Here is a 21,509-nt window from a genome sequence, read left to right on the forward strand (position 1 = left end):
AGACGTCAGGCAGGCAGGATAGCCTATTAATGCCTGGCGTTAGGGAGTCTCTCCTCAGTGTTAACTCTTCTTCATTTGCTTTCTGCAGTATCATTGCTGGTGTGGGGTACGCATATTGTGCGAACCGGCATCATGCGGGTTTACGGATCCGACTTACGTCGGGTACTCAGCCGGAGCGTTGAGCGTAAACCTCTGGCTTTTGTTGCTGGCATTGGCGTGACCGCACTGGTACAAAGCAGTAATGCCACGGCGCTATTGGTGACTTCGTTTGTCGCCCAAGGTCTGGTGGCGCTTTCGCCAGCGTTGGTGATCATGCTCGGTGCTGATGTGGGTACCGCCTTGATGGCCCGTGTTCTGACCTTCGATCTCTCCTGGCTCTCGCCGCTACTGATTTTTGCCGGGGTCACCTTTTTCCTCAGCCGTAAACAGACCCGCCTCGGGCAAATGGGGCGCGTGGCGATCGGACTGGGTTTGATTCTGCTGGCGCTTGAATTGATTGTCTCGGCGGCGACGCCCATTACCCAAGCCTCAGGCGTCAAAGTACTGTTTTCGTCACTCACGGGTGATACGTTACTGGATGCACTGACAGGGGCGATATTCGCGATTGTCAGTTACTCAAGTCTGGCGGCAGTGCTTCTGACTGCGACCCTGACGGCTACTGGTGTCATCTCCTTGAAAGTGTCGCTATGCCTGGTGATCGGTGCCAACTTTGGCAGTGGTTTACTGGCAATGATTAATGCCAGTAAACAGAACGCAGCCGGGCGACGAGTCGCGCTGGGAAGCCTGTTGTTCAAACTGGTGGGATGCGTGGTGGTTCTGCCCTTTGTCGGACTTCTGGCAGAACAAATGGAGAGATTGCCGGTGGCTGACGAGGAACTGGTGATCTATTTCCATATGTTCTACAACCTGGTGCGCTGTTTGGTGATGATCCCTCTCGCAGGACCGATGGCGCGTCTGTGTCAGATGATGCTCGCCGATATACCCGAGGAAGATCCGCGCCTGAGTCCTCGTTATCTGGATATCAGTGCGCTGGATACACCGTCGCTGGCACTGGCTAATGCAGCGCGGGAAACCCTGCGGATGGGCGATGTGGTTGAACATATGCTGGTGCTTAACCGTGAAGTCATGCACGGTAAATTTGCCCAAGAACGTGAAGTAAGACGATTGGATGATGATGTCGACGTTCTCTATACCGCGATTAAACTCTATCTGGCGCAGATGCAGAAAGAGGATTTGGGGGAGGCGGATTCCCGGCGTTGGGCGGAAATTATCGAAATGGCGCTGAACCTTGAGCAGGCTGGCGATATTATCGAAAGAATGACGGGCGATATCGCCGCCAAATCCCACGCCGTCCAACGCGCATTCTCGCCCGCAGGCATGGAGGAACTGGATACGCTGCACGAGCGTTTGGTCAGTAACTTGCGTCTCAGCCTTTCGGTCTTTCTTAGCAGTGATATTACCAGCGCCAAAAGACTCCGCCGTTCTAAACACCGCTTCCGTATTCTCGATCGCCGTTATGCACATGCTCACGTTGATCGTTTGCATCAGCAAAATGTGCAGAGTATAGAAACCAGTTCTCTGCACCTTGGTTTGCTTGGCGACATGAAACGATTGAATTCACTGTTTTGTACTGTTGCCTATAACGTGCTGGATCAGGATGAAAGGGACGACGACCGCATGGCGGATGAGGCAATTTAATACCGCTCTCGCGCTGGGATCCGCAAGATCTCCTGCGCGATACGATTTATTTATAACCCCCATTATTTCTATACGCCATTATTCGAACTCCACGCGAAGAACGGCAACACCCTGATAATCGCCAACTTCAGGCAGAGTGCTTGATGACAGTGTGGGGTAAACATAAAAATCTGCGCTCCCTTTGGTTTTATCAGCGTTCATGGTGATAGGTAACTCACCATTCTGCGCAGAAATCAGCGTCTTGCCTTCGCTATCCACTGATGTGGCTAAAACAAGATTTTCGAGTGTGGTGCCAATCCATTTGCCATCGACAACGGGCAGCGCCTCCAGCGTCATTTTCAGCGCATCTTCCGGCAATATTCCATGGCAGGTAAAAGGTACGGTTACCTCTTGGGCGCTGTACCTGGCAGGCTTTATTCCCACCCCGGAAAACTGATCCAGGCTGGTCTTGGGCAGGGCGATATTCAACGCAATGCCATTATTGAGGGTGCAGGTCTGCGGAATAGTGATTGTGCCGCTGACAAAGATCTCAGAGATCTTTTGCTCGGGAGTTGAACGACGTGTGTCCTTGAATATGACGTCACCGATTTTCGTTCTGGCGATGGTGGTAGTGCCCAGAAAAGGTTTCAGTGTTTTGAAATACAGTCTTCCCTGACTTCCTGCAGGATAGCTATCTTTAATTACGCACTCAGGTAAATATTCTTTTGTACAAGTGCCATCGTAAGAGACGCTTTTAAACGCGGTATACGGTATGAAAACATATTGCTGGCCGTAATTGGGATCCAAAAGCAAGACGGATGCAGCGACGGCAATATTCTCATTTAACTTATAATAGCTACCCGTGTTGGTATTGTTACTGACAGTGAATGCGGTTTTTATCAAGGACGGGCTGATATTTAATGTATATTGGGTATCAACTTCCACATCGGCATCATTGTAGTTTACGCAGGATATGGTTATTTCGCCATGCCACATTTCTGTTTTCCCGGTCAGCGTCGTTAGATAATATAAACCACTGGTTTGGCTACCCTGACTGAAATCAGAGGTGAAATCTTTCAACCTGTCTTGCAGTTGCTCAGAGATGTTTATGTCAAAGGTCTGCTGGTTTGAAATAACGAGACAAGGTGCGGGGCCACAGGGTGGCGCAAGTTGTGGCGGGGGGCAGGCTTTGGCTGATGAGAGTGATATCAATAATATCAGCAAAGAAAAAACAGCGATAAATAGCAGTGTTAAGGTGCTGGTGAGTATTATTTTATTTTTATGATTAACGGCTTTTATATATGTCACGATTATGCAATATGGCTGGCGAAAGAAGCTTGTTAAGCTAGCAATAAAAACCCTATGCAGAAACGAGTTAAGAGCGAATTAATATTTTAATAATATTTAAATGTGATTAATTGAAATGCTGCTACTTGAATACCGTGCCGTCGAATATCGACGACACGATTATTACCTGCAAAATAATTACTTCGTCTCTTTCTCCGTTGGTTTCCCTGACCAGTAACCTGCCAGGAGTGAACCGGAAAGATTGTGCCATACCGAGAAGAGCGCACCTGGCAGTGCGGCCAGTGGTGAAAAGTAGATTTTACCGAGCGTCGCGGCAAGACCCGAATTCTGCATACCGACTTCAATTGCCAGCGTACGGCAGGTGGATTCATCGAAACCAAACAATTTGCCGCCCCAGTAACCGCTCAGCAAGCCAATCGTGTTATGCAAAATCACGGCAATAATCACCACCAGTCCGACTGAACCGATAAAACTCTGGCTGCCGGCTACCACAGCACTGATGATGGCTACAATGCAGACCATCGAAAAGGCGGGGAGATAAGGCTCAACGCGTTTGACCAGACCGGTAAACAGATGATGGATAATCAGACCGGCACCAATGGGGATAATGACAATCTGCATAATGCTCAATAACATTCCTAAAACATCAACTTTGATATCGGCATCCACATAAAGACGCGTCAACAAAGGCGTTGCGAAAACCCCAACCAGGGTTGATAAAGACGAGATGGTCACGGAAAGCGCCACATCACCTTTCGCCAGATAGATCATTACGTTTGAGGCCGTGCCGCTGGCAACGCTGCCGACCAGTACCATACCCGCAGAAAGATCCGGTGGCATGCGAAACAGCATCGCCAGAAGCCATGCCGCCAGTGGCATCACCAGATAATGCAGGAAAATCCCTGCGGCAACAGGCCCTGGCCGGGAAAGTACCCGCTTGAAGTCATCAAAACGCAATGTCACACCCATGGCGAACATGATGAGCATCAGGAGCGTAGAGACGTGGGGGCCGATAGGGGCAAATGTGGTGGGTGTATAATAAGCGACAACGGATAACAACACGGCCCACAGTGGGAACAAGCGGGTTATTTTGGCTAACATGACGGATAAGTCCTTTTATCGCCGGGCATGTGCCCGGCATGTTGTTGACGGTAATACCGACTATTCGAATAAGTTACGGTGCAAGGTTTGCACCACCTGCTCAGCATCATTGCCCGGCACAAGAAAGCACAGATTATAACTGCTGGCGCCGTAACAAATCATGCGAATATTGAAAGGATCGAGTACGCCGAAGACCTCTTTCCCCACACCGCAAGCCTGCGACAGTTTGTTGCCGATCAGGGCCACCAACGCCAGATTCTCCTCAACCTCAACCCGGCACAACGACGACAATTCGGTCAGCAGGGAGGTCGTGAGCAGGCTGGCACCTGTGGAAGTGGAACCCGTCGTATCCAACGTCAGAGCAACGCTGACTTCAGACGTAGTAATCAGATCGACTGAAATGTTGTTGCGGGCGAGAATATTGAATACTTCAGCCAAAAAACCACGCGAATGCAGCATGTTAAGGCTGTGCAGTGTCAGTAAGGTTTGTTTGCGCCGCAATGCCAACGCCCGGAACAGCGGCGGATTTTCAGTTGTGTTACAGACCAGGGTGCCGCCCGCAGCAGGATCTTTGCTGGAGCCGACAAAAACGGGAATATCACTGCGCACGGCAGGTAAAAGTGTGGCCGGATGCAGGATTTTCGCCCCAAAAGTCGCCATTTCTGCGGCTTCTTCAAAGGCAATTTTATTGATGCGTTTAGCCGAAGGCACAATACGTGGGTCGGTAGTATAGATACCAGGAACGTCCGTCCAGATATCAACGCGGCCTACTTTCAGCGCCTCGCCAAGCAGTGCTGCCGTGTAATCACTGCCGCCACGGCCCAATGTTGTGGTACGCCCTTTGCCTTCGCTGCCGATAAAACCCTGGGTGATCACCAGTGATTCCTGCAAACGTGGCAGCAATTGTTGTTGTGCCAGTTCGGCCAGGGCAACGGTGTCAGGTTCTGCACGGCCAAAGCGATCATTGGTGCGCATGACTTTTCGAATATCAAACCACTCGGCTTGCACATCACGCTGGCGCAGGATTTCGACAAACAGCAGTGTCGACATCAGTTCGCCATGACTGACCAACTCATCCGTCAATGCGGGGGAGGTAGCGAGACTGGCCGCTTCTGACAGCATGGCGATATTTTCCAGCATGCGGTCAATTTCTTCACGGATCACATCAGGTTGGTTGAGTTGATCGATGATGGCGTATTGAATACGGCGGATCGCCTCGAGCTGGAAGATCCGGTTGTCGGCATCACATCCTTCGGCCAGGGAGACCAAAATATTGGTCACGCCCGCTGAGGCGGAAAGGACAACCAGGCGAACATTTGGATTGGAGAGTATGACGTCTGCACTGCAATTCATGGCAAAAAAGTCGGCTACGCTGGTACCGCCAAATTTCGCCACCACGGTTTGTGCGCCGTTGCTGCTGAGAGTGGGTTGATTCATTTTAAAAACCTCGTGTCAGGGAGGCCATCAGTTATCGATGGCAATTCAGTCCATAGCCTTGGCACAAGGGAAGAGCGGTAAACAGGGAGCAGACGTAGAGAATAAAACTACGATACACCCAGAAGCGCCCCACCTTGCCGACCACCCGGCAAGGGCGATCCTTGGTGACAACCCAGGGGATTCAGCCCCTGTAGCCGATACAATGAATGCCGCCTCATTGCACCTCGGCGTCGCTCCCCCTCAAATGTCTTCAGCGGATTACGGCTCCTCTGACACTTTACCTGGGCGACGCGCCTCTTCTGGCTCACACAAAGGTCATGTGAGTAGGTGATTAGGAATAACTGTTAATCATTCATCTGTCAATGTGCATTGATTGAGGGTTTTTCATTATCCAGGAACATGATAGAACGGTAGCAGAGCGCGCTTATCGTAAGAAAAGGGATCTCAAGCTCAGTGTTAAGGGATACAATCAGACCATTGCTTTTTATTCTTCGTTTACATTTCACTCTTAATTTAACGAGAGCATAGCCATGAAAAATATTAATCCAAGTCAAACCGCAGCCTGGCAGGCATTACAACAACACTTTGAAAAGATGAAAGATATCCAGATAAGCGAGCTGTTTGCTCAGGATAGCGATCGTTTTTCCAGTTTCTCTGCCACCTTTGATGATCAAATGCTGGTTGATTACTCCAAAAACCGTATCACCGCCGAGACCCTGGAAAAATTACAGGCCCTGGCAAAAGAGACCGATTTGCAGAGCGCCATCAAATCGATGTTTTCCGGTGAAAAAATCAACCGTACTGAAGATCGTGCCGTGCTGCATGTTGCACTGCGTAATCGCAGTAATACCCCGATTATCGTTGACGGCAAAGATGTGATGCCTGAAGTCAACGCAGTGCTGGCGAAGATGAAGCAATTTTGTGGCCGCGTGATTGGTGGTGACTGGAAAGGTTATACCGGCAAGCCGATTACCGATGTGGTTAACATCGGTATTGGTGGTTCGGATCTTGGTCCTTACATGGTGACCGAAGCGCTGAGACCGTATAAAAATCATCTGAATATGCACTTCGTGTCTAACGTAGACGGAACCCATATTGCAGAAGCCCTGAAGCCATTGAATCCAGAAACCACGCTGTTCCTGGTTGCGTCCAAAACGTTCACTACCCAGGAAACCATGACCAACGCCCACAGTGCGCGTGACTGGTTCCTGAAAACGGCGGGTGACGAAAAGCACGTAGCCAAACACTTTGCCGCACTGTCAACCAACGGTAAGGCAGTGGGTGAGTTCGGGATCGATACTGACAATATGTTCGAGTTCTGGGACTGGGTCGGCGGTCGTTATTCATTATGGTCTGCGATCGGCTTGTCTATCGCGCTGTCGCTTGGCTTTGATAATTTCGAGAAATTACTCAGCGGTGCCCATGCGATGGATCACCACTTTGCCGAGACCCCGGCAGAGAAGAACCTGCCGGTGCTGCTGGCTCTGATCGGTATCTGGTATAACAATTTCTTTGGTGCTGAAACCGAAGCGATTCTCCCTTACGATCAATACATGCATCGATTTTCGGCCTATTTCCAGCAGGGGAACATGGAGTCGAATGGTAAGTACGTAGATCGTAATGGAAATCCTGTGGACTACCAAACTGGCCCAATCATTTGGGGTGAACCAGGGACTAACGGGCAACATGCGTTCTACCAGTTAATCCATCAGGGAACAAAAATGGTGCCGTGCGACTTTATCGCGCCAGCGGTTAGCCACAACCCATTGAGCGATCATCACGCCAAACTGTTGTCAAACTTCTTTGCCCAGACCGAAGCATTGGCATTCGGTAAATCTCTTGAGGTTGTTGAAGAGGAATTTGCTGCGCAAGGCAAGACTGCCGAACAAGTGAAACACGTTGCGCCGTTCAAGGTCTTCGAGGGCAACCGTCCAACTAACTCCATCCTGCTGCGTGAAATCACTCCATTCAGCCTCGGGGCGTTAATTGCGTTGTATGAGCATAAAATTTTCACTCAGGGCGTTATCCTGAACATATTTACCTTTGACCAATGGGGTGTTGAACTGGGTAAACAATTGGCGAATCGCATTTTGCCAGAATTGGCAGGAAACGAAGACGTTACCAGCCATGACAGTTCAACGAACGCGCTAATCAATCGTTTTAAAGGCTGGCGCGCCTGAATGAACATGATTGAATGAGTTAAAATGAGTTAATTCATTACTTTTCATGGTGTTAACATTGCCCGATTGTGCTGGTTACAATCGGGCTTTTTGCAGCATAAGAAAGCAAAAAAAATGAGACTTTGTCTGAAAATGCATCATTTATGCAGAAATGGTTTAATTTGCTGTTTTTAGTTATTTTTTTCGAGTTATTTACTTAAATTTACGTTCGGCATTGCGAGGTGCGGGCGATATGTACATGAAAACAGAGTTAAATTCTGTTTCTTCAGCTATCAAAAAAGAGTATAGAAAACAGTCGCTTCTTGTCCGCAACGTTTCTCCCCTTCCTGAATGTTCACTTCAAAAAATAAAAAATCTTTAAAAACAAATAGATGGAAATCAACCTTATTATCTCTTTGTCATAACAAAATCCGGAGGAATTAAACTATTCATATTGGTTATGGTGACAGGGCGTAACAGTTTATTGCATTATTCATATGCGGCCTCAATACTAGGGTCGTGTTCTATCTAATTAGCGGAAGGTACACAATATGAATAAAGTTTTCGGTGCATTAACAATCGCGCTTTTTCTGGCAGGAAGTTCAGCGGCTATCGCGGCTCCTGTAGCAGGCGCAGCGGCAGCTACAATTTCTAAAGGTCAGGCGGTGGCTGTGGGGGTAGGTGGTGTTGCGGCTTTGGCTTGCATCGGTTTGGCAGCGAGCGGCCATGATGACGATTCGTCTAGTAGCCCAAGCACCAGTACCACCACCAGTACTTTTAGATAGTTAAGCGATACAAATAACCACATGGGATGTGGTTATTTTTAAATATGCCGTCTCATTCTAAAAACACCTTATTGGTATAACTACAGTTGGTATAACAACGTGCGCTATCTTTCATTACTCTTGCTAAGTTTCTTACTTACCGCGTGTAGCCAGACTCAACAGGGTATTGGGGACACCATCTCAGTAGCGATTTTCGGATCGCCTGATGTTCAATTGAGCGACCAGCAAATTCGGGATATGCCGTATGCGAACATGTACGCGCGCATTAACGACGGATCCCGAATTTTCGTGGTATTGGCTTTTGCCGAAGATGGACAACTCAAATGGTTGACGCAAGACAGGGCAATGTTGGTTACCCAAAACGGGCGACTGGTAAAAACCACGGGTCTTGAAGATAACCTCAACGAAGTCACCGATCTGCAGCATGATCCTTTGCTCAACGCAAAGAGTCTGGTTGAGGGGGCGAAATGGACCCGCACATTGACCTGGACGCAAGACAAGCAGTTGCATATGGCGACCGCCAATTCTGTTTTCCATCTGGCCGGTACTGAGCCTCTGACCATTCTGGGCGTAACGAAGACCTATCAACTCGTCGAAGAGAATGTCGACGTGCCGGAACTGAATACCCGCTACCGTAACCGCTTCTGGATCGATCTCGCCTCCGGTGCTGTAAGCCAGGCCGAACAATATGTCGGACCGGAATTCTTCCCTGTTGAAATCACTATATTGAATCCGTATACACGATGAAAAAACGTCTCTTACTGGGAGTAAGTCTGTGCGTTAGTCTGACCGTAACGGCATTTGCCGACAGTCATGTCACGGTGTATTCGCCTGATCGGACAAAAACTATCCGCATTGATGGCGCTAAAGATCTTGCCGAACTCGTCACGCATCCCGAAGTCTTCAGCCACACCTGGTGGCCAGCGACGGTTATCGCTGAAAAACAGGCCACCTTTCGGCAGCAATCCAAAAAACAGCAGGTGTTGGCTCAACTCACCGGATTAGCCAATTATTATCGTCAAAACAATGATGATGACTTGGCGCAGTCTGCTGAGGCGCTTCACCAGCAACTTTCGGCAATCAATGTCACTGGACGGCAATTTGTCACGCTCGATCCTGATTTGGTTCGGGTGAGGCCACAAGACAATCGTCAGCTTGAAGGGGACTACGCGCTTTATACCGCGCGGCGTCCGTCTACCGTCACCGTATTGGGGTTACTGACACCAGCAGGTAAGCAGTCGCTTAAAATTGGCGAGGATGTGAGTGAGTATCTCGATGCCCACCAGCGCCTTGCCGGTGGCGATCGCAATAATGCCTGGCTGATTCAGCCGGATAGTCAGAGCGAAGAAGTTCCAATTGCCTATTGGAACAAACGACATCATGAGGCTGCTCCAGGCAGCACAATTTTTGTCGGTTTCTCTTCTTATTCTCTCCCTGAAGCCTATCGCAACATCAATGTGCAGATTGTTGCGTTGCTGACTAACCGGATCCCTGACTGATGAAAATACCTTCACTAATCAGCGTATTGGCGCTTGCCGTCGCGAGCGGATCTCAGGCGGCACCTTATACTGAACCGCTTGGTCCTTCCCAGAGTGATTTTGGCGGAGCCGGGCTGTTGCAGGTCCCTTCCGGGCGTATGTCCAAGGAAGGGGAATTCAACGTCAACTTTAGGAATAACGACCAGTATCGTTTTTATTCTGTTTCCGTGCAGGCTTTCCCATGGCTGGAAGCCACAATCCGTTACACCGACGTGCGTACCCAGAAATACAGCCCCTATGAGGATTTCAGTGGCGATCAAACCTATAAAGATAAAGGGATCGACCTGAAGTTGCGCCTGTGGGAAGAGGGGTATTGGTTACCAGAAACCTCGATTGGGGTTCGTGACTTTGGCGGTACTGGACTGTTTGACAGCGAATTTATTGCTGCGTCAAAAGCCTGGGGGCCCCTCGACTTTACGTTGGGTCTGGGATGGGGTTATCTCGGTAATAGCGGAAATGTAAAAAACCCGTTCTGTGAAGTTAAAGACAGCTACTGCTATCGTGATAATACGCATAACAGGGCCGGGTCCTTCAACGGTGCGGATATGTTCCATGGCCCTGCGTCCCTGTTTGGCGGTGTTGAATATCAAACGCCGTGGCAACCGCTGCGTTTAAAAGTGGAATATGAAGGCAACGACTATAAAGGTGATTTTGCCGGACAGTTGAAGCAAGACTCAAAGGTGAACGTTGGGGCTATTTATCGTATTACTGATTGGGCAGATGTGAACATCAGTTATGAGCGTGGTAACACGCTGATGGCCGGTTTCTCGCTACGCACCAATTTCAATACGTTGCATCAGCGCCATATCGATTCGCCACCGCAAAAGTATAATCCGCAGCCACAAGATGCGGTACTCAATCATCAGGTGGTGGCCAGTCAGTTGACCGAACTGCGCAACAACGCCGGTTATGAAGACCCGCATATTCAGATTAAAGACAAGACGCTGTACGTGACCGGTGAGCAGAACCGCTATCGTTACTCCGGAGATGCAGTCGATCGGGCTAACCGTATCATTGCCAACAGGTTACCGGATGGCATCGACACGATTAACGTCACTGAAACCAAGTTGAATCTGCCGCTGGTCAGTACGGTAACAGATGTTGATAGCCTGAAGAGTGATTTGCAAGGCTACCCGCTGGGTAAAGAAAAGCAGTTGAACCAATATCGCGAAGAACCAACCGATGTGAAGGGGGCTCGCCAGGGCTATTACATCGAAAAAGATCGGCTGAACTTCGGTATCGCGCCGGTGTTGAACCAGTCTATCGGTGGCCCGGAAAACTTCTACATGTATCAGGTTGGTGTTCAGGGATCGGCTGATTTCTGGATGACTGAACACTTTTTAGCATCTGCGTCCTTGTTCCTCAACCTCTATAACAACTACGACGAATTCAAATATAAAGGGCCACCGGGAGACAGTACACTGCCGCGTGTTCGTACCCATATCCGCGAATACGTAGATAACAGTGATGTTTATCTGAACAACCTGCAACTGACTTATATCGATCAGATCGCAGATGGTTGGTATGGGCAGGTATACGGCGGTTATCTGGAGCAGATGTTTGGTGGTGTGGGTGGTGAAGTTCTCTACCGGCCGCTTGACAGTTCCTGGGCCATTGGGGTTGATGCCAACTACGTTAAACAACGTGACTGGAATGACCCGATGCAGTTCGTTGACTATACCGCAGAAACTGGCCACGTTACCGGCTATTGGCAACCGCGGTTTATGGATGATGTCCTGGTACGCGTCAGCGTCGGCCAATATCTGGCGAAAGATAAAGGTGCAACGGTTGATGTGGCTAAACGCTTCGACAGTGGCGTCATCGTCGGTGCTTTTGCGACGAAAACCAACGTATCCGCAGATGAATATGGTGAAGGTGATTTCACCAAAGGCTTCTATATTTCGGTACCGCTCGATCTGATGACCGTACGTCCGACCAGAAGCCGTGCGCAAATCAACTGGATCCCGCTTACGCGTGATGGTGGTCAGATGTTGGGACGCAAATATCTGCTGTACGGTTTGACCGACAGCCGTTCTCCTTACTATTGATCCCGCACTGTCATTGATCCCATTGTCTGGGTGATCTGCTGAAAATGGCTCCCTTATCCAGGGAGCCATTTTTTTTAGGTACGGAGCGCTGTTTACTGCCGATTACAGCGCTGTGTTATTCTGCCAAAAGGTTTTTTATAGAGGGCAGGTATTCCTATGGCAGTTTCTCAGCGCGCTATGCTGATTTCGACAATAATGCAGCGAATTTTGAACGTTTTCCTTTTAGGGCTTGGTGCCATACTCCTACTTTTCCTTGGCCGGGAAACCTATCATCTGGCTCTGGTTCTCTTCGTCAACAACGATCAGTCTTCGTCCTATTTGTTGATTGAAGGTATCGTTATTTACTTTCTCTATTTTGAGTTTATCGCCTTGATAGTGAAGTATTTCTCTTCTGGCTATCACTTTCCTTTACGCTACTTTATCTACATTGGGATCACTGCGATTATCCGTCTGATCATCGTTGATCATAAAAACCCAATCGATACGCTTATCTACGCTGCGGCGATTCTGGTTCTGGTTGTGACTCTCTATCTGGCGAACACCGACAGGCTGAAACGGGAATAACCGCCATAAAAAAGGCGGCCCGCAACGGCCGCCCAAGACACAGGCAATTACAGCAAGTAGAACAGTGGCTAATGATGATATGTAGTCTCTGCCATCTGGCCGTCAGGTTGGCCAGATGAGAAAGAAGGATCCGCTATCCTTTCACGCCTCCCGAGGTCAGTCCGCCCACCAGCCAGCGCTGTGCCAGCAGGAATACGGCGGTGATTGGAATCGCTGACAATACGGCTGCGGCGGCGAAGTCACCCCACAAGTAGTTTTGTGGATTGAGGTATTGCTGCATTCCCACGGCCAGCGTGTAGCTGTTCACATCGCGCAGTAACAGCGAGGCGACAGGCACTTCAGTAATTGCCGCGATGAATGAAAGAATGAACACGACGGCCAAAATAGGCACGGAAAGAGGCAAGAGAACCAAACGGAATGCTTGCCACGGGCTGGCACCATCCAGCGCTGCCGCTTCTTCCAATGAATTATCAATAGTTTCGAAATAGCCTTTGATCGTCCAGACATGCAGTGCGATTCCGCCCATGTAGGCAAAAATCACCCCACCGTGCGTATTCAGTCCAATGAAAGGCAAATACTGACCGATACGATCGAACAAGGCGTATAACGCTACCAGCGACAGTACCGCCGGGAACATCTGGAAAATCAGCATCGACTTCAACAGCGTGCTTTTACCGCGAAAACGCATGCGGGCAAAGGCATAAGCACACGTTGTGGACAGCGTTACGATGCCAATCGCGGTAATCACCGCAATTTTAATCGAGTTCCATAGCCATAGCATGACCGGGAAGGGGGGCGGCGTCACACTGCCATCGGCGTGTGTCACGCTGAAACCCAGCGCCAAACGCCAGTGATCCCAGGAAATTTGATCGGGGATCAGGCTGCCGGTAGCAAAGTTACCGGGACGCAGCGAAATCGTTATGACCATCAGCAGCGGAAACATAATCAGAGCGATGAAACAGAGCATCAGAAAATGGGTGATAAACAAACGCATCCGCTGAGATTTAGGTTTAACCATAGCCATTGTCGCTTCTCCTTAATCAAAATTCATTTTGCTGACTTTCAGGTTGAGGATCGCGAGTGCGCCAACCAGAAGGAAAATCAACGTGGCAATGGCCGCCGCCAGTCCAAAGTCTTGCCCGCCTCCGCCTTCAAAGGCGATTCGATAGGTATAGCTGACCAGCAAATCGGTGTAGCCCGCTGGCGTAGTGGTCCCGATCATATCCGGGCCGCCGTTGGTTAACAGTTGAATCAAGACGAAGTTATTGAAGTTAAATGCGAAGCTGGCAATCATCAGCGGAGTCAGCGGCTTGATTAACAGCGGGAACGTGATGCGGAAAAAGTTTTGCATCGGCGTCGCGCCGTCCATTGCTGACGCTTCGTAGAGATCGTCAGGAATCGCCTTCAAAAGCCCCATGCACAAAATCATCATGTAGGGATAACCCAGCCACGTATTGACGATCAAAATCATACTCTTCGCGGTATACGGATCGCTGAACCATGCTGGTTTAATACCAAACAGATGGCCCAGCATCAGGTTGATTTCACCAAAGCTTTGGTTGAATAACCCTTTGAAAATCAAAATGGAAATAAAGGAGGGTACGGCGTAGGGCAGAATCAGCAGGACGCGGTAAATCGCCTTGCCCTTCAACTCTTCCCACTGGACAACACACGCCAGGACCATACCGACTGCCACGGTCAGAATCACCGTCATGACCGAGAAAACGATCGTCCACACGAAAATCGACAAAAAGGGTTTCTTGATCCCTTCGTCCTGAAGAACGCGCAGGAAGTTTTTCCAACCGGTGGTAACGGTAAATCCGGGGCTGAGTTTCTCACCCTGCCATTGGCCTTCGGCATTGACGGATTGATAGAACCCGCTTTCCATATCCGGACGATAGACTACACCAGTCTGCTTGTTGGTCAGGGTCTTACTGTCTTCAGCCAGACTATAAAGTGGGCTGGTTCCTGAGAATTGGCGCAGCGAACTCATTCGCAATTCGCCACCGTCTGGCAGAATTGCCACCATATTGCTCATGGTCTGGCGATTTTGGGTGATGACGCGCAATGTGGCTTTCTCGCCCTGCGCGTCACCTTGTTGTGGTGCCAGCTTCAATTGCTCTGGGATGGCATCAAAACTGAAAGGGTCAGAAATCAGCAACTGATCGTTATCAGGATTGGTGAGTTGCAGACGCCACTTGTTTTCATCGCCATACAGCGCAAAAGTAAATGTTTTACCGGTCTGGAATTGTCGTTGCATCAGTACCGATTGTGCGCGTTCAAAAGTCAGTTGGTTGGTGCTGCTGTAATTGGTGAAGGCAATCGCGATGGTACAAATCAAAGGGAACAGAACAAATAGCCCCATACCGGCGATGCCAGGATAGACATAGCGCCAGGTATAAGCACGGCGGTTTGCAAAGACATAAAGTCCGGCGCTAACCAGAACCAGCGTCAGAATTGCGAAGAGATATTCACCCTGTGCATACATCAAAACAACGAGATAACAGGTGACCAGCGTGAACAGGCCGATAACCAGCCATTTCAGGACATCGCTTTGCCACCACTTCGGTTTTTTTCGTCCGGTATTATTGGCGAGAGCTAACTGCATAGGGGTCTTCCTTTTACAACCTCAGGTCATTCTCCGGTAGCAGCAGGCTCTCATCCCGACAGCCTGCCGCGTCCCTTGGATTACTTGGTGATACGTGTTTCAGCGTCTTTCAGGGCTTCAGCAACAGTCTGGCGTCCGCTTATGGCGTTAATCACAGCAGTGCGCATGGCGTACCAGAAGGCACTCATTTGCGGAATATTCGGCATGATTTCGCCATTCTGCGAGTTCTCCATGGTGGCGGAGATGCGTGGGTCTTTCGCCAGTTGCTCTTGGAATGATTTAAGCGCAACCGCACCCAGTGGCTTGTCTTTGTTCACTTGTGCCAGACCCTCATCGGTCAGCAGGTAGTTTTCCAGGAATTCCGTGGCCAGTTCTTTATTCGGGCTGGCGGAGTTGATACCTGCGGTCAGCACACCAACGAACGGTTTGGATGGTTTGCCTTTGAACGTTGGCAACAGGGTGACACCGTAGTTGATCTTGCTTTGATCGATGTTACCCCAGGCCCATGGTCCATTGATGGTCATGGCTGTTTGGCCCTTGTTGAATGCGGCTTCAGCAATGGAATAGTCGGTATCTGCATTGATGTGTTTGTTCTTCACCAAATCGACGATGAATTGCAGACCTGATTGTGCGCCCGCGTTATTTACGCCTACGTCTTTAATATTGTATTTGCCGCCTTCATTTTTGAATGCGTAACCGCCATTGGCGGCAATGATTGGCCAGGTGAAGTAGGGTTCTTGCAGGTTCCACATGATGGCACTTTTACCTTTGGCACGGAGTTCTTTATCCAGTGCCGGGATCTCTTCCCAGGTCTTCGGTGCATCTTTAATTATGTCTTTGTTATAAATCAGCGACAGCGCTTCAACCGCGACTGGGTAACCGATCAATTTGCCCTCAAAGCGAACGGCGTCCCAGGTGAATGGATAAATCTTGTCCTGGAAAGCTTGGGAAGGATGGATTTCTGCCAGAAGGCCAGATTGCGCGTAACCGCCGAAACGGTCATGTGCCCAGAAAATAATGTCCGGACCGTCACCTGTTGCCGCTACCTGTGGGTATTTCTCTTCCAGTTTATCTGGATGCTCAATGGTCACTTTGATGCCGGTATCTTTCTCAAATTTTTTCCCGACTTCCGCCAGACCGTTATAGCCTTTATCACCATTGATCCAGATAACCAGTTTGCCTTCTTCTATTTTGGCAAAGGCCGAGGAGGAGAGTACCAGCGTTGCCAATGCGGAAAGCGCCAGGGTGCGCGCGACTTTCGTTACGCCAGATTTATTCAAAGTGCGAGTCATAATCCGATCCTTTTATCTAATTCTGTGGGCATCGACGTTGGTGCGGCAAGATAACCTGTGCCACACGCAGTGAGGAATATGGTTTTCAGCACTGACATAGTCCTTCACAACCGGACATACGCTCATCCTCCCCCTCTCTACGCCCCTCCCTGGGTAATTGTGATCTACTTAACATTGCAGGCTGTTTTGTGGGGTCAGGCACGTAAATACTGCTGCGAATTTGTAAGGCAGATCACGAATTTGACTTTGCTGTTGAACTTTCAAACAAGCCTGACTTTCTCTCATCCTCCTATCTCCTCCCCCGTGAAAAACCTTGTTACGGATGATTACCAATTCATGTCGGTAACGCACCATCTGCAACATCCATTTACCCCGCTATGCAGGAAGCCAGTCATGTTGTCAGTGCGCACCGCATCCCATCCCGCGTTGTACCGGGTAAATCCTGCCAGTTTCCGTGACGGTAACGGTGATGGCATTGGGGACTTGGAAGGGCTGATTGCCGCACTGCCGTATCTGAAAGCGTTATCGATCAATGGGGTGTTGTTGCCTGAAAGGGTCGTGATACCGGGCAGCGTGCAGCGCCAGTTGGTTGAGAATGGTCTTGGTGTTTGGCAGGACGCCGCGATCGGCAGCGTGAAACAATTGCAGCCACTGGTGCGTGAACTGAGCTGTGGCGAACTGGCTGTTGACGTAGTGCCTTACAGCATCGAGCGACTGGTAAGCGCGCTCTCTGCGCGTCGCGACACGTTGCGTCAGTCCGTGTGGATGACCGGCGACGCGTTTCAGGCCCGCGTTGTCAGCCGCTGGGGACAGGGTGATTTACGTTCCGCCTCCGCTTATCTGACATTGCTGGCGATGTTGCCCGCCACAATCTGCCTCTATCAGGGTGAAGAGCTGGGGTTGCCCCATGCTGCCGCGCTGGAAGAGCCACAGGGCGCACAAAGCCCGATGCCATGGCACGAAGCGCCTGAGCAAGCGACTGCCGGGCAACTCGACTGGTACCAGCGCGTGGCGATCGAGCATCGCGCAATGGCCGTAAGCAGACAGCAGCAAGATGAACATTCAACGCTGCGCTATTGCCAATTGTTATTGAAATTACGCCAATTGCCGCTGATCCAGCAGGGAGAACTGATGGAAGTCAGTCAGCGAAACGGTATGGTTAGATTAGTTATTACCCATTTAGATCAATGCCTTGAAGCGCTTATTAATCTGCAGCCATATACTCAGGCGGCGGCGCCCTCTGTGGCAAACATGTCAATGGCATGGCAGCTCGGCGCTCAGGCAGAGAGTCATCAATGGGTTATAGCGGGCTTCGGTTGCGCTGTATTTACACGACAGGAAGTTACACAAGAAGTATTTTGCGAAAGCATGGGAGTAACGCATGGCTAGCGTAACACTGCGTAGCGTCTATAAAGCCTTCGGTGAGACGGTGATCTCGAAAGACGTCAATCTGGTGATTGAAGAAGGTGAGTTTGTGGTCTTCGTTGGGCCATCGGGCTGCGGGAAATCCACGTTATTAAGAATGATCGCGGGTCTGGAGGACATTACGTCCGGTGATCTGCTGATCGGTGACAAACGCATGAATGACGTCCCACCCGCCGAACGTGGTATCGGGATGGTTTTCCAGTCTTATGCGCTCTATCCGCATTTGTCGGTCGCGGACAATATGTCCTTTGGCCTGAAGTTGGCGGGTGCCAAAAAAGCGGAAATCGCGCAACGGGTCAATCAGGTGTCTGAAATCCTGCAGTTGGCACACCTGCTTGATCGTCGACCGAAAGCGTTATCTGGCGGGCAGCGTCAGCGCGTGGCAATTGGCCGCACGCTGGTTGCCGAGCCACAGGTTTTTCTGCTTGATGAACCCCTTTCCAATCTGGATGCCGCACTGCGTGTGCAGATGCGCATCGAGATCTCCCGCCTGCATAAACGTTTGCAGCGCACCATGATTTACGTCACCCACGATCAGGTCGAAGCGATGACGCTGGCCGACAAAATTGTGGTGCTGGATGCCGGACGCGTCGCGCAGATCGGCAAGCCGCTTGAACTCTATCACTACCCGGCCAACCGCTTTGTCGCGGGTTTCATTGGTTCGCCAAAGATGAATTTCCTGCCGGTGAAAGTCACCGCTGCAGAAGAGTTGCGGGTCCAGATCGAACTGCCTAACCAACAACTGGTCTGGCTGCCGGTAGAAGGTAAAGGCGTGCAGGCTGGCGCCAATATGTCTCTGGGTATTCGTCCTGAACATTTGCTGCCGAGCAGCGAGTCAGAAGTCACGTTGTCGGGTGATGTTCAGGTCGTTGAGCAACTCGGTAATGAAACACAAATTCATATCCAAATCCCGGCAATACGTCAGAACCTGGTTTACCGCCAGAATGACGTGGTGCTGGTACAAGAAGGTGCCACATTCGCCATCGGTCTGCCGCCACATCGTTGTCATCTATTCCGCGAGGATGGGACTGCGTGTAAACGGCTGCATTCAGAGGCTGGCGTTTAAAGCACGCACGCCGTACCTATAACAGGAGAATTATGATGACTACTCTGCGCAAAGTACCTTTAGCACTGGCTGTTGCCGCTGGTGTCCTGTCCTCACAGGCTATGGCCGTCGATTTTCACGGTTATGCCCGTTCCGGTATTGGCTGGACCGGCAGTGGCGGTGAGCAACAGTGTTTTCAAGCAACCGGTGCCCAAAGTAAATATCGTCTGGGTAACGAGTGTGAAACCTATGCAGAATTAAAATTAGGCCAGGAATTGTGGAAAGAGGGCGATAAGAGCTTCTATTTCGACACCAACGTGGCTTACTCCGTTTCGCAGCAAAACGACTGGGAAGCCACCGATCCCGCTTTCCGTGAAGCCAATGTGCAGGGTAAAAACTTAATCGAGTGGTTGCCAGGTTCAACCATCTGGGCAGGTAAGCGCTTCTACCAACGTCATGACGTCCACATGATCGACTTCTACTACTGGGATATTTCTGGTCCTGGTGCGGGTCTGGAAAACATCGATCTTGGTTTCGGCAAACTGTCTCTGGCAGCAACCCGTAACACCGAAAGCGGCGGCTCCTACGGATTTATTAGAGAGCCAGGCGATACGGGGGATAAGACGGCAAACGATGTATATGACGTACGTCTCGGTGGTCTGCAACTGAACCCTGGTGGCACCCTGGAATTGGGCGTTGATTATGGTCGGGCCAATGAGCGTGACGATTTTGTGCTGGATGATGATGCATCGAAAGATGGTGTAATGCTGACGGCTGAGCATACCCAGAGCATCTATAGCGGCTATAACAAATTTGTTGTGCAGTATGCCACTGACTCCATGACTTCTTACAACTCAGGTCACTCTGAAGGCGCAAGCGTCAATAACAACGGCAACATGATCCGTGTGCTGGATCATGGTGCTATCGATTTCAACGACACCTGGGGTCTGATGTACGTTGCCATGTATCAGGATATCGATCGTGACAACAACAATGGCACCACCTGGTATACCGTGGGTGTGCGCCCGATGTACAAATGGACGCCAATCATGAGTACCTTCCTTGAAGCAGGCTACGACAACGTGAAGTCGCAGCAAACGGGCGATCGTAACGGCCAATACAAAATTACCCTTGCCCAACAATGGCAGGCAGGTAATAGCATATGGTCCCGTCCCGCCATCCGTATCTTCGCAACCTATGCCAATTGGGATGAGAAGTGGGGTTATGCCACCGACGACGACACCGGTTATACCAGCGGTACGGCTTACAACGATACAAGTACTCACACCTTCAGCCGTGGTAATAACGACGAATTTACCTTCGGTGCACAAATGGAAGTCTGGTGGTAATTATACCTTTTGGACTTGACGTTGCAGGCAGGTCGCTACCGGTATTCGCTGGCTTGTTGCCAACCTGCACCGTCAATGACTTCGGGTATAAATAGATAAGTAATGAATTAGCTGGCGCGCCGCTCCTTGCCTGTGGCGCGCCAGGATTGATGCTGGTTACGAAAGGACATAATAATGAAAAAGACCCTGATCTCCCTCAGTCTGTCCCTGTTGCTCGGCGTTGCCCCCTTCGCCGTAACGGCTGCCCAGACTACACTGCCCTCCAATGTGTCCGTCGCGCCGACGATTCCGACGCAGACATTGCAAAGTTTATCCTGGCAGCCGCTGGTTCCACCAACTTCACAGAACGTCACCCTGAGCGCCAGCAGTCAGACGCTGAACCTGGGTGATATTGAAGGTGCCGTGGCTGCTTTTGCGCTTCCCGCCGATCGCGGATCGCTTGAAATTACTCTCAGCAGCTTGGCGCAAGGGTTGTCGGTTTATGCACCGAGTGTCTTGATCCTCGATGAACAAATGCGTCCTGCCGCCTTTTACCCAAGCAGCTACTTCCCTTATGAACAACCCGGTGTGTTATCACAGGATCGGTTGGAAGGGACCCTGAAACTCACCCCAGCTTTGGGGCAAAAACAGATTTATATGCTGGTGTATACCACCCGTCAGGATGCTGCCAAAACCACCACCCTGATGGCACCTGCCAAAGCCTATGCGGCTGGTGTGGGTAATGCCATTCCTGATATTCCGGACCCGATCGCCCGCCACGCCACCACTGGCACGCTGAAAGTGAAAGTGAAAGCAGAGCAGAGCACCGGAAATGTGATGATCGGACTGATTCAGCCTGCACCAACAGCGGCACCCGTCGTGGTAGGGCAAGCCCCAGCCCCAGCACCGATGAGTGCAACCCCTGTTGCAGAAACCATCCCGGCGAAACCGTCGGAGCCGATGCTCAATGATACTGAAAGCTACTTTAATAACGCCATCAAGCAAGCGGTAAAAGAGGGTGACGTTGATAAGGCCTTGAAACTTCTGGATGAAGCAGAACGTTTAGGGTCGAAAACTGCGCGTAAAACGTTTATCGGCAGTGTGAAAGGCAAGGGTTAATTAACAAACCCCTCACCGCCGACTCTGGCTGGATGTTTGGTGCGCCCCTGGCGCACCTTTTTTGCTTGTTGCACG

Annotated in this window: 18 protein-coding genes and 1 riboswitch; of the genes, 12 read left to right on the top strand and 6 right to left on the bottom strand. The window is 50.4% G+C overall.

Annotated features, from left to right (window positions below):
- Positions 1-57: 57 nt before the first annotated feature.
- The gene (locus DRI82_RS05145; protein ID WP_114192436.1) at positions 58-1,698 is read left to right on the top strand and encodes a Na/Pi cotransporter family protein; all 1,641 of its coding nucleotides are present in this window, start codon (positions 58-60) and stop codon (positions 1,696-1,698) included.
- A gap of 78 nt (positions 1,699-1,776) precedes the next feature.
- On the opposite strand, the gene DRI82_RS05150 is transcribed toward DRI82_RS05145, so the two are convergent.
- A complete protein-coding gene (locus DRI82_RS05150; RefSeq protein WP_157968016.1) occupies positions 1,777-2,757 on the bottom strand; it encodes a fimbrial protein in 981 nt (326 codons plus the stop codon).
- A gap of 28 nt (positions 2,758-2,785) precedes the next feature.
- Here DRI82_RS05150 and DRI82_RS23780 point away from each other — a divergent pair, with 28 nt between their 5' ends.
- Entirely contained in the window at positions 2,786-2,962 is a 177-nt protein-coding gene (locus DRI82_RS23780) for a hypothetical protein (protein ID WP_157968017.1), read from the top strand.
- Positions 2,963-3,162: 200 nt separating this feature from the next.
- Here DRI82_RS23780 and panS read toward each other — a convergent pair whose 3' ends face one another.
- Complete coding sequence (gene panS, locus DRI82_RS05155; RefSeq protein WP_114192438.1) at positions 3,163-4,086, bottom strand: ketopantoate/pantoate/pantothenate transporter PanS; 924 nt, start codon at positions 4,084-4,086, stop codon at positions 3,163-3,165.
- Positions 4,087-4,146: 60 nt separating this feature from the next.
- Positions 4,147-5,523, bottom strand: a complete 1,377-nt coding sequence (gene lysC, locus DRI82_RS05160; protein ID WP_114192439.1) for a lysine-sensitive aspartokinase 3 — start codon at positions 5,521-5,523, stop codon at positions 4,147-4,149.
- Between the two features lie 114 nt (positions 5,524-5,637).
- A riboswitch (Lysine riboswitch) is annotated at positions 5,638-5,830 on the bottom strand.
- Positions 5,831-6,053: 223 nt separating this feature from the next.
- On the opposite strand from lysC, the gene pgi reads away from it, so the two are divergent.
- From pgi to psiE, 6 genes are all read left to right on the top strand, one after another.
- Entirely contained in the window at positions 6,054-7,703 is a 1,650-nt protein-coding gene (gene pgi, locus DRI82_RS05170) for a glucose-6-phosphate isomerase (protein ID WP_114192441.1), read from the top strand.
- 530 nt (positions 7,704-8,233) lie between these two features.
- A complete protein-coding gene (yjbE, locus tag DRI82_RS05175) occupies positions 8,234-8,467 on the top strand; it encodes an exopolysaccharide production protein YjbE (protein ID WP_114192442.1) in 234 nt (77 codons plus the stop codon).
- Between the two features lie 99 nt (positions 8,468-8,566).
- Positions 8,567-9,214, top strand: coding sequence for a YjbF family lipoprotein (locus tag DRI82_RS05180; RefSeq protein ID WP_114192443.1), 648 nt, complete (start codon positions 8,567-8,569; stop codon positions 9,212-9,214).
- The gene (locus DRI82_RS05185; protein ID WP_114192444.1) at positions 9,211-9,966 is read left to right on the top strand and encodes a capsule biosynthesis GfcC D2 domain-containing protein; all 756 of its coding nucleotides are present in this window, start codon (positions 9,211-9,213) and stop codon (positions 9,964-9,966) included. The genes DRI82_RS05180 and DRI82_RS05185 overlap by 4 nt, the downstream gene beginning before the upstream one ends.
- A complete protein-coding gene (locus DRI82_RS05190; protein WP_114192445.1) occupies positions 9,966-12,053 on the top strand; it encodes a YjbH domain-containing protein in 2,088 nt (695 codons plus the stop codon). The genes DRI82_RS05185 and DRI82_RS05190 overlap by 1 nt, the downstream gene beginning before the upstream one ends.
- Before the next feature lie 156 nt (positions 12,054-12,209).
- Positions 12,210-12,617, top strand: a complete 408-nt coding sequence (gene psiE / locus DRI82_RS05195) for a phosphate-starvation-inducible protein PsiE (protein WP_114192446.1) — start codon at positions 12,210-12,212, stop codon at positions 12,615-12,617.
- Positions 12,618-12,750: 133 nt separating this feature from the next.
- Here the strand turns inward: psiE and malG are convergent, their stop codons facing one another.
- The 3 genes from malG to malE all read right to left on the bottom strand — a co-directional run bounded on the left by malG (position 12,751) and on the right by malE (position 16,517).
- A complete protein-coding gene (gene malG, locus DRI82_RS05200; protein ID WP_114192447.1) occupies positions 12,751-13,641 on the bottom strand; it encodes a maltose ABC transporter permease MalG in 891 nt (296 codons plus the stop codon).
- Positions 13,642-13,653: 12 nt separating this feature from the next.
- Positions 13,654-15,225: a maltose ABC transporter permease MalF gene (gene malF / locus DRI82_RS05205; RefSeq protein WP_114192448.1), complete on the bottom strand. Its 1,572-nt coding sequence runs from the start codon at positions 15,223-15,225 to the stop codon at positions 13,654-13,656.
- 80 nt (positions 15,226-15,305) lie between these two features.
- Positions 15,306-16,517, bottom strand: coding sequence for a maltose/maltodextrin ABC transporter substrate-binding protein MalE (malE, locus tag DRI82_RS05210; protein ID WP_114192449.1), 1,212 nt, complete (start codon positions 16,515-16,517; stop codon positions 15,306-15,308).
- A 393-nt stretch (positions 16,518-16,910) separates the two neighbouring features.
- On the opposite strand from malE, the gene DRI82_RS05215 reads away from it, so the two are divergent.
- From DRI82_RS05215 to malM, 4 genes are all read left to right on the top strand, one after another.
- The gene (locus DRI82_RS05215; protein ID WP_114192450.1) at positions 16,911-17,906 is read left to right on the top strand and encodes an alpha-amylase family glycosyl hydrolase; all 996 of its coding nucleotides are present in this window, start codon (positions 16,911-16,913) and stop codon (positions 17,904-17,906) included.
- Positions 17,899-19,008: a maltose/maltodextrin ABC transporter ATP-binding protein MalK gene (gene malK, locus DRI82_RS05220; protein ID WP_114192451.1), complete on the top strand. Its 1,110-nt coding sequence runs from the start codon at positions 17,899-17,901 to the stop codon at positions 19,006-19,008. Before DRI82_RS05215 ends, malK begins: the two co-directional genes overlap by 8 nt.
- Before the next feature lie 32 nt (positions 19,009-19,040).
- A complete protein-coding gene (locus DRI82_RS05225) occupies positions 19,041-20,336 on the top strand; it encodes a maltoporin (RefSeq protein WP_157968018.1) in 1,296 nt (431 codons plus the stop codon).
- 174 nt (positions 20,337-20,510) lie between these two features.
- A complete protein-coding gene (gene malM, locus DRI82_RS05230) occupies positions 20,511-21,434 on the top strand; it encodes a maltose operon protein MalM (RefSeq protein ID WP_114192453.1) in 924 nt (307 codons plus the stop codon).
- Positions 21,435-21,509: the final 75 nt, after the last annotated feature.

The organism is Edaphovirga cremea (genome assembly GCF_003332275.1).
Classification (GTDB): Bacteria; Pseudomonadota; Gammaproteobacteria; order Enterobacterales; family Enterobacteriaceae; genus Edaphovirga; species Edaphovirga cremea.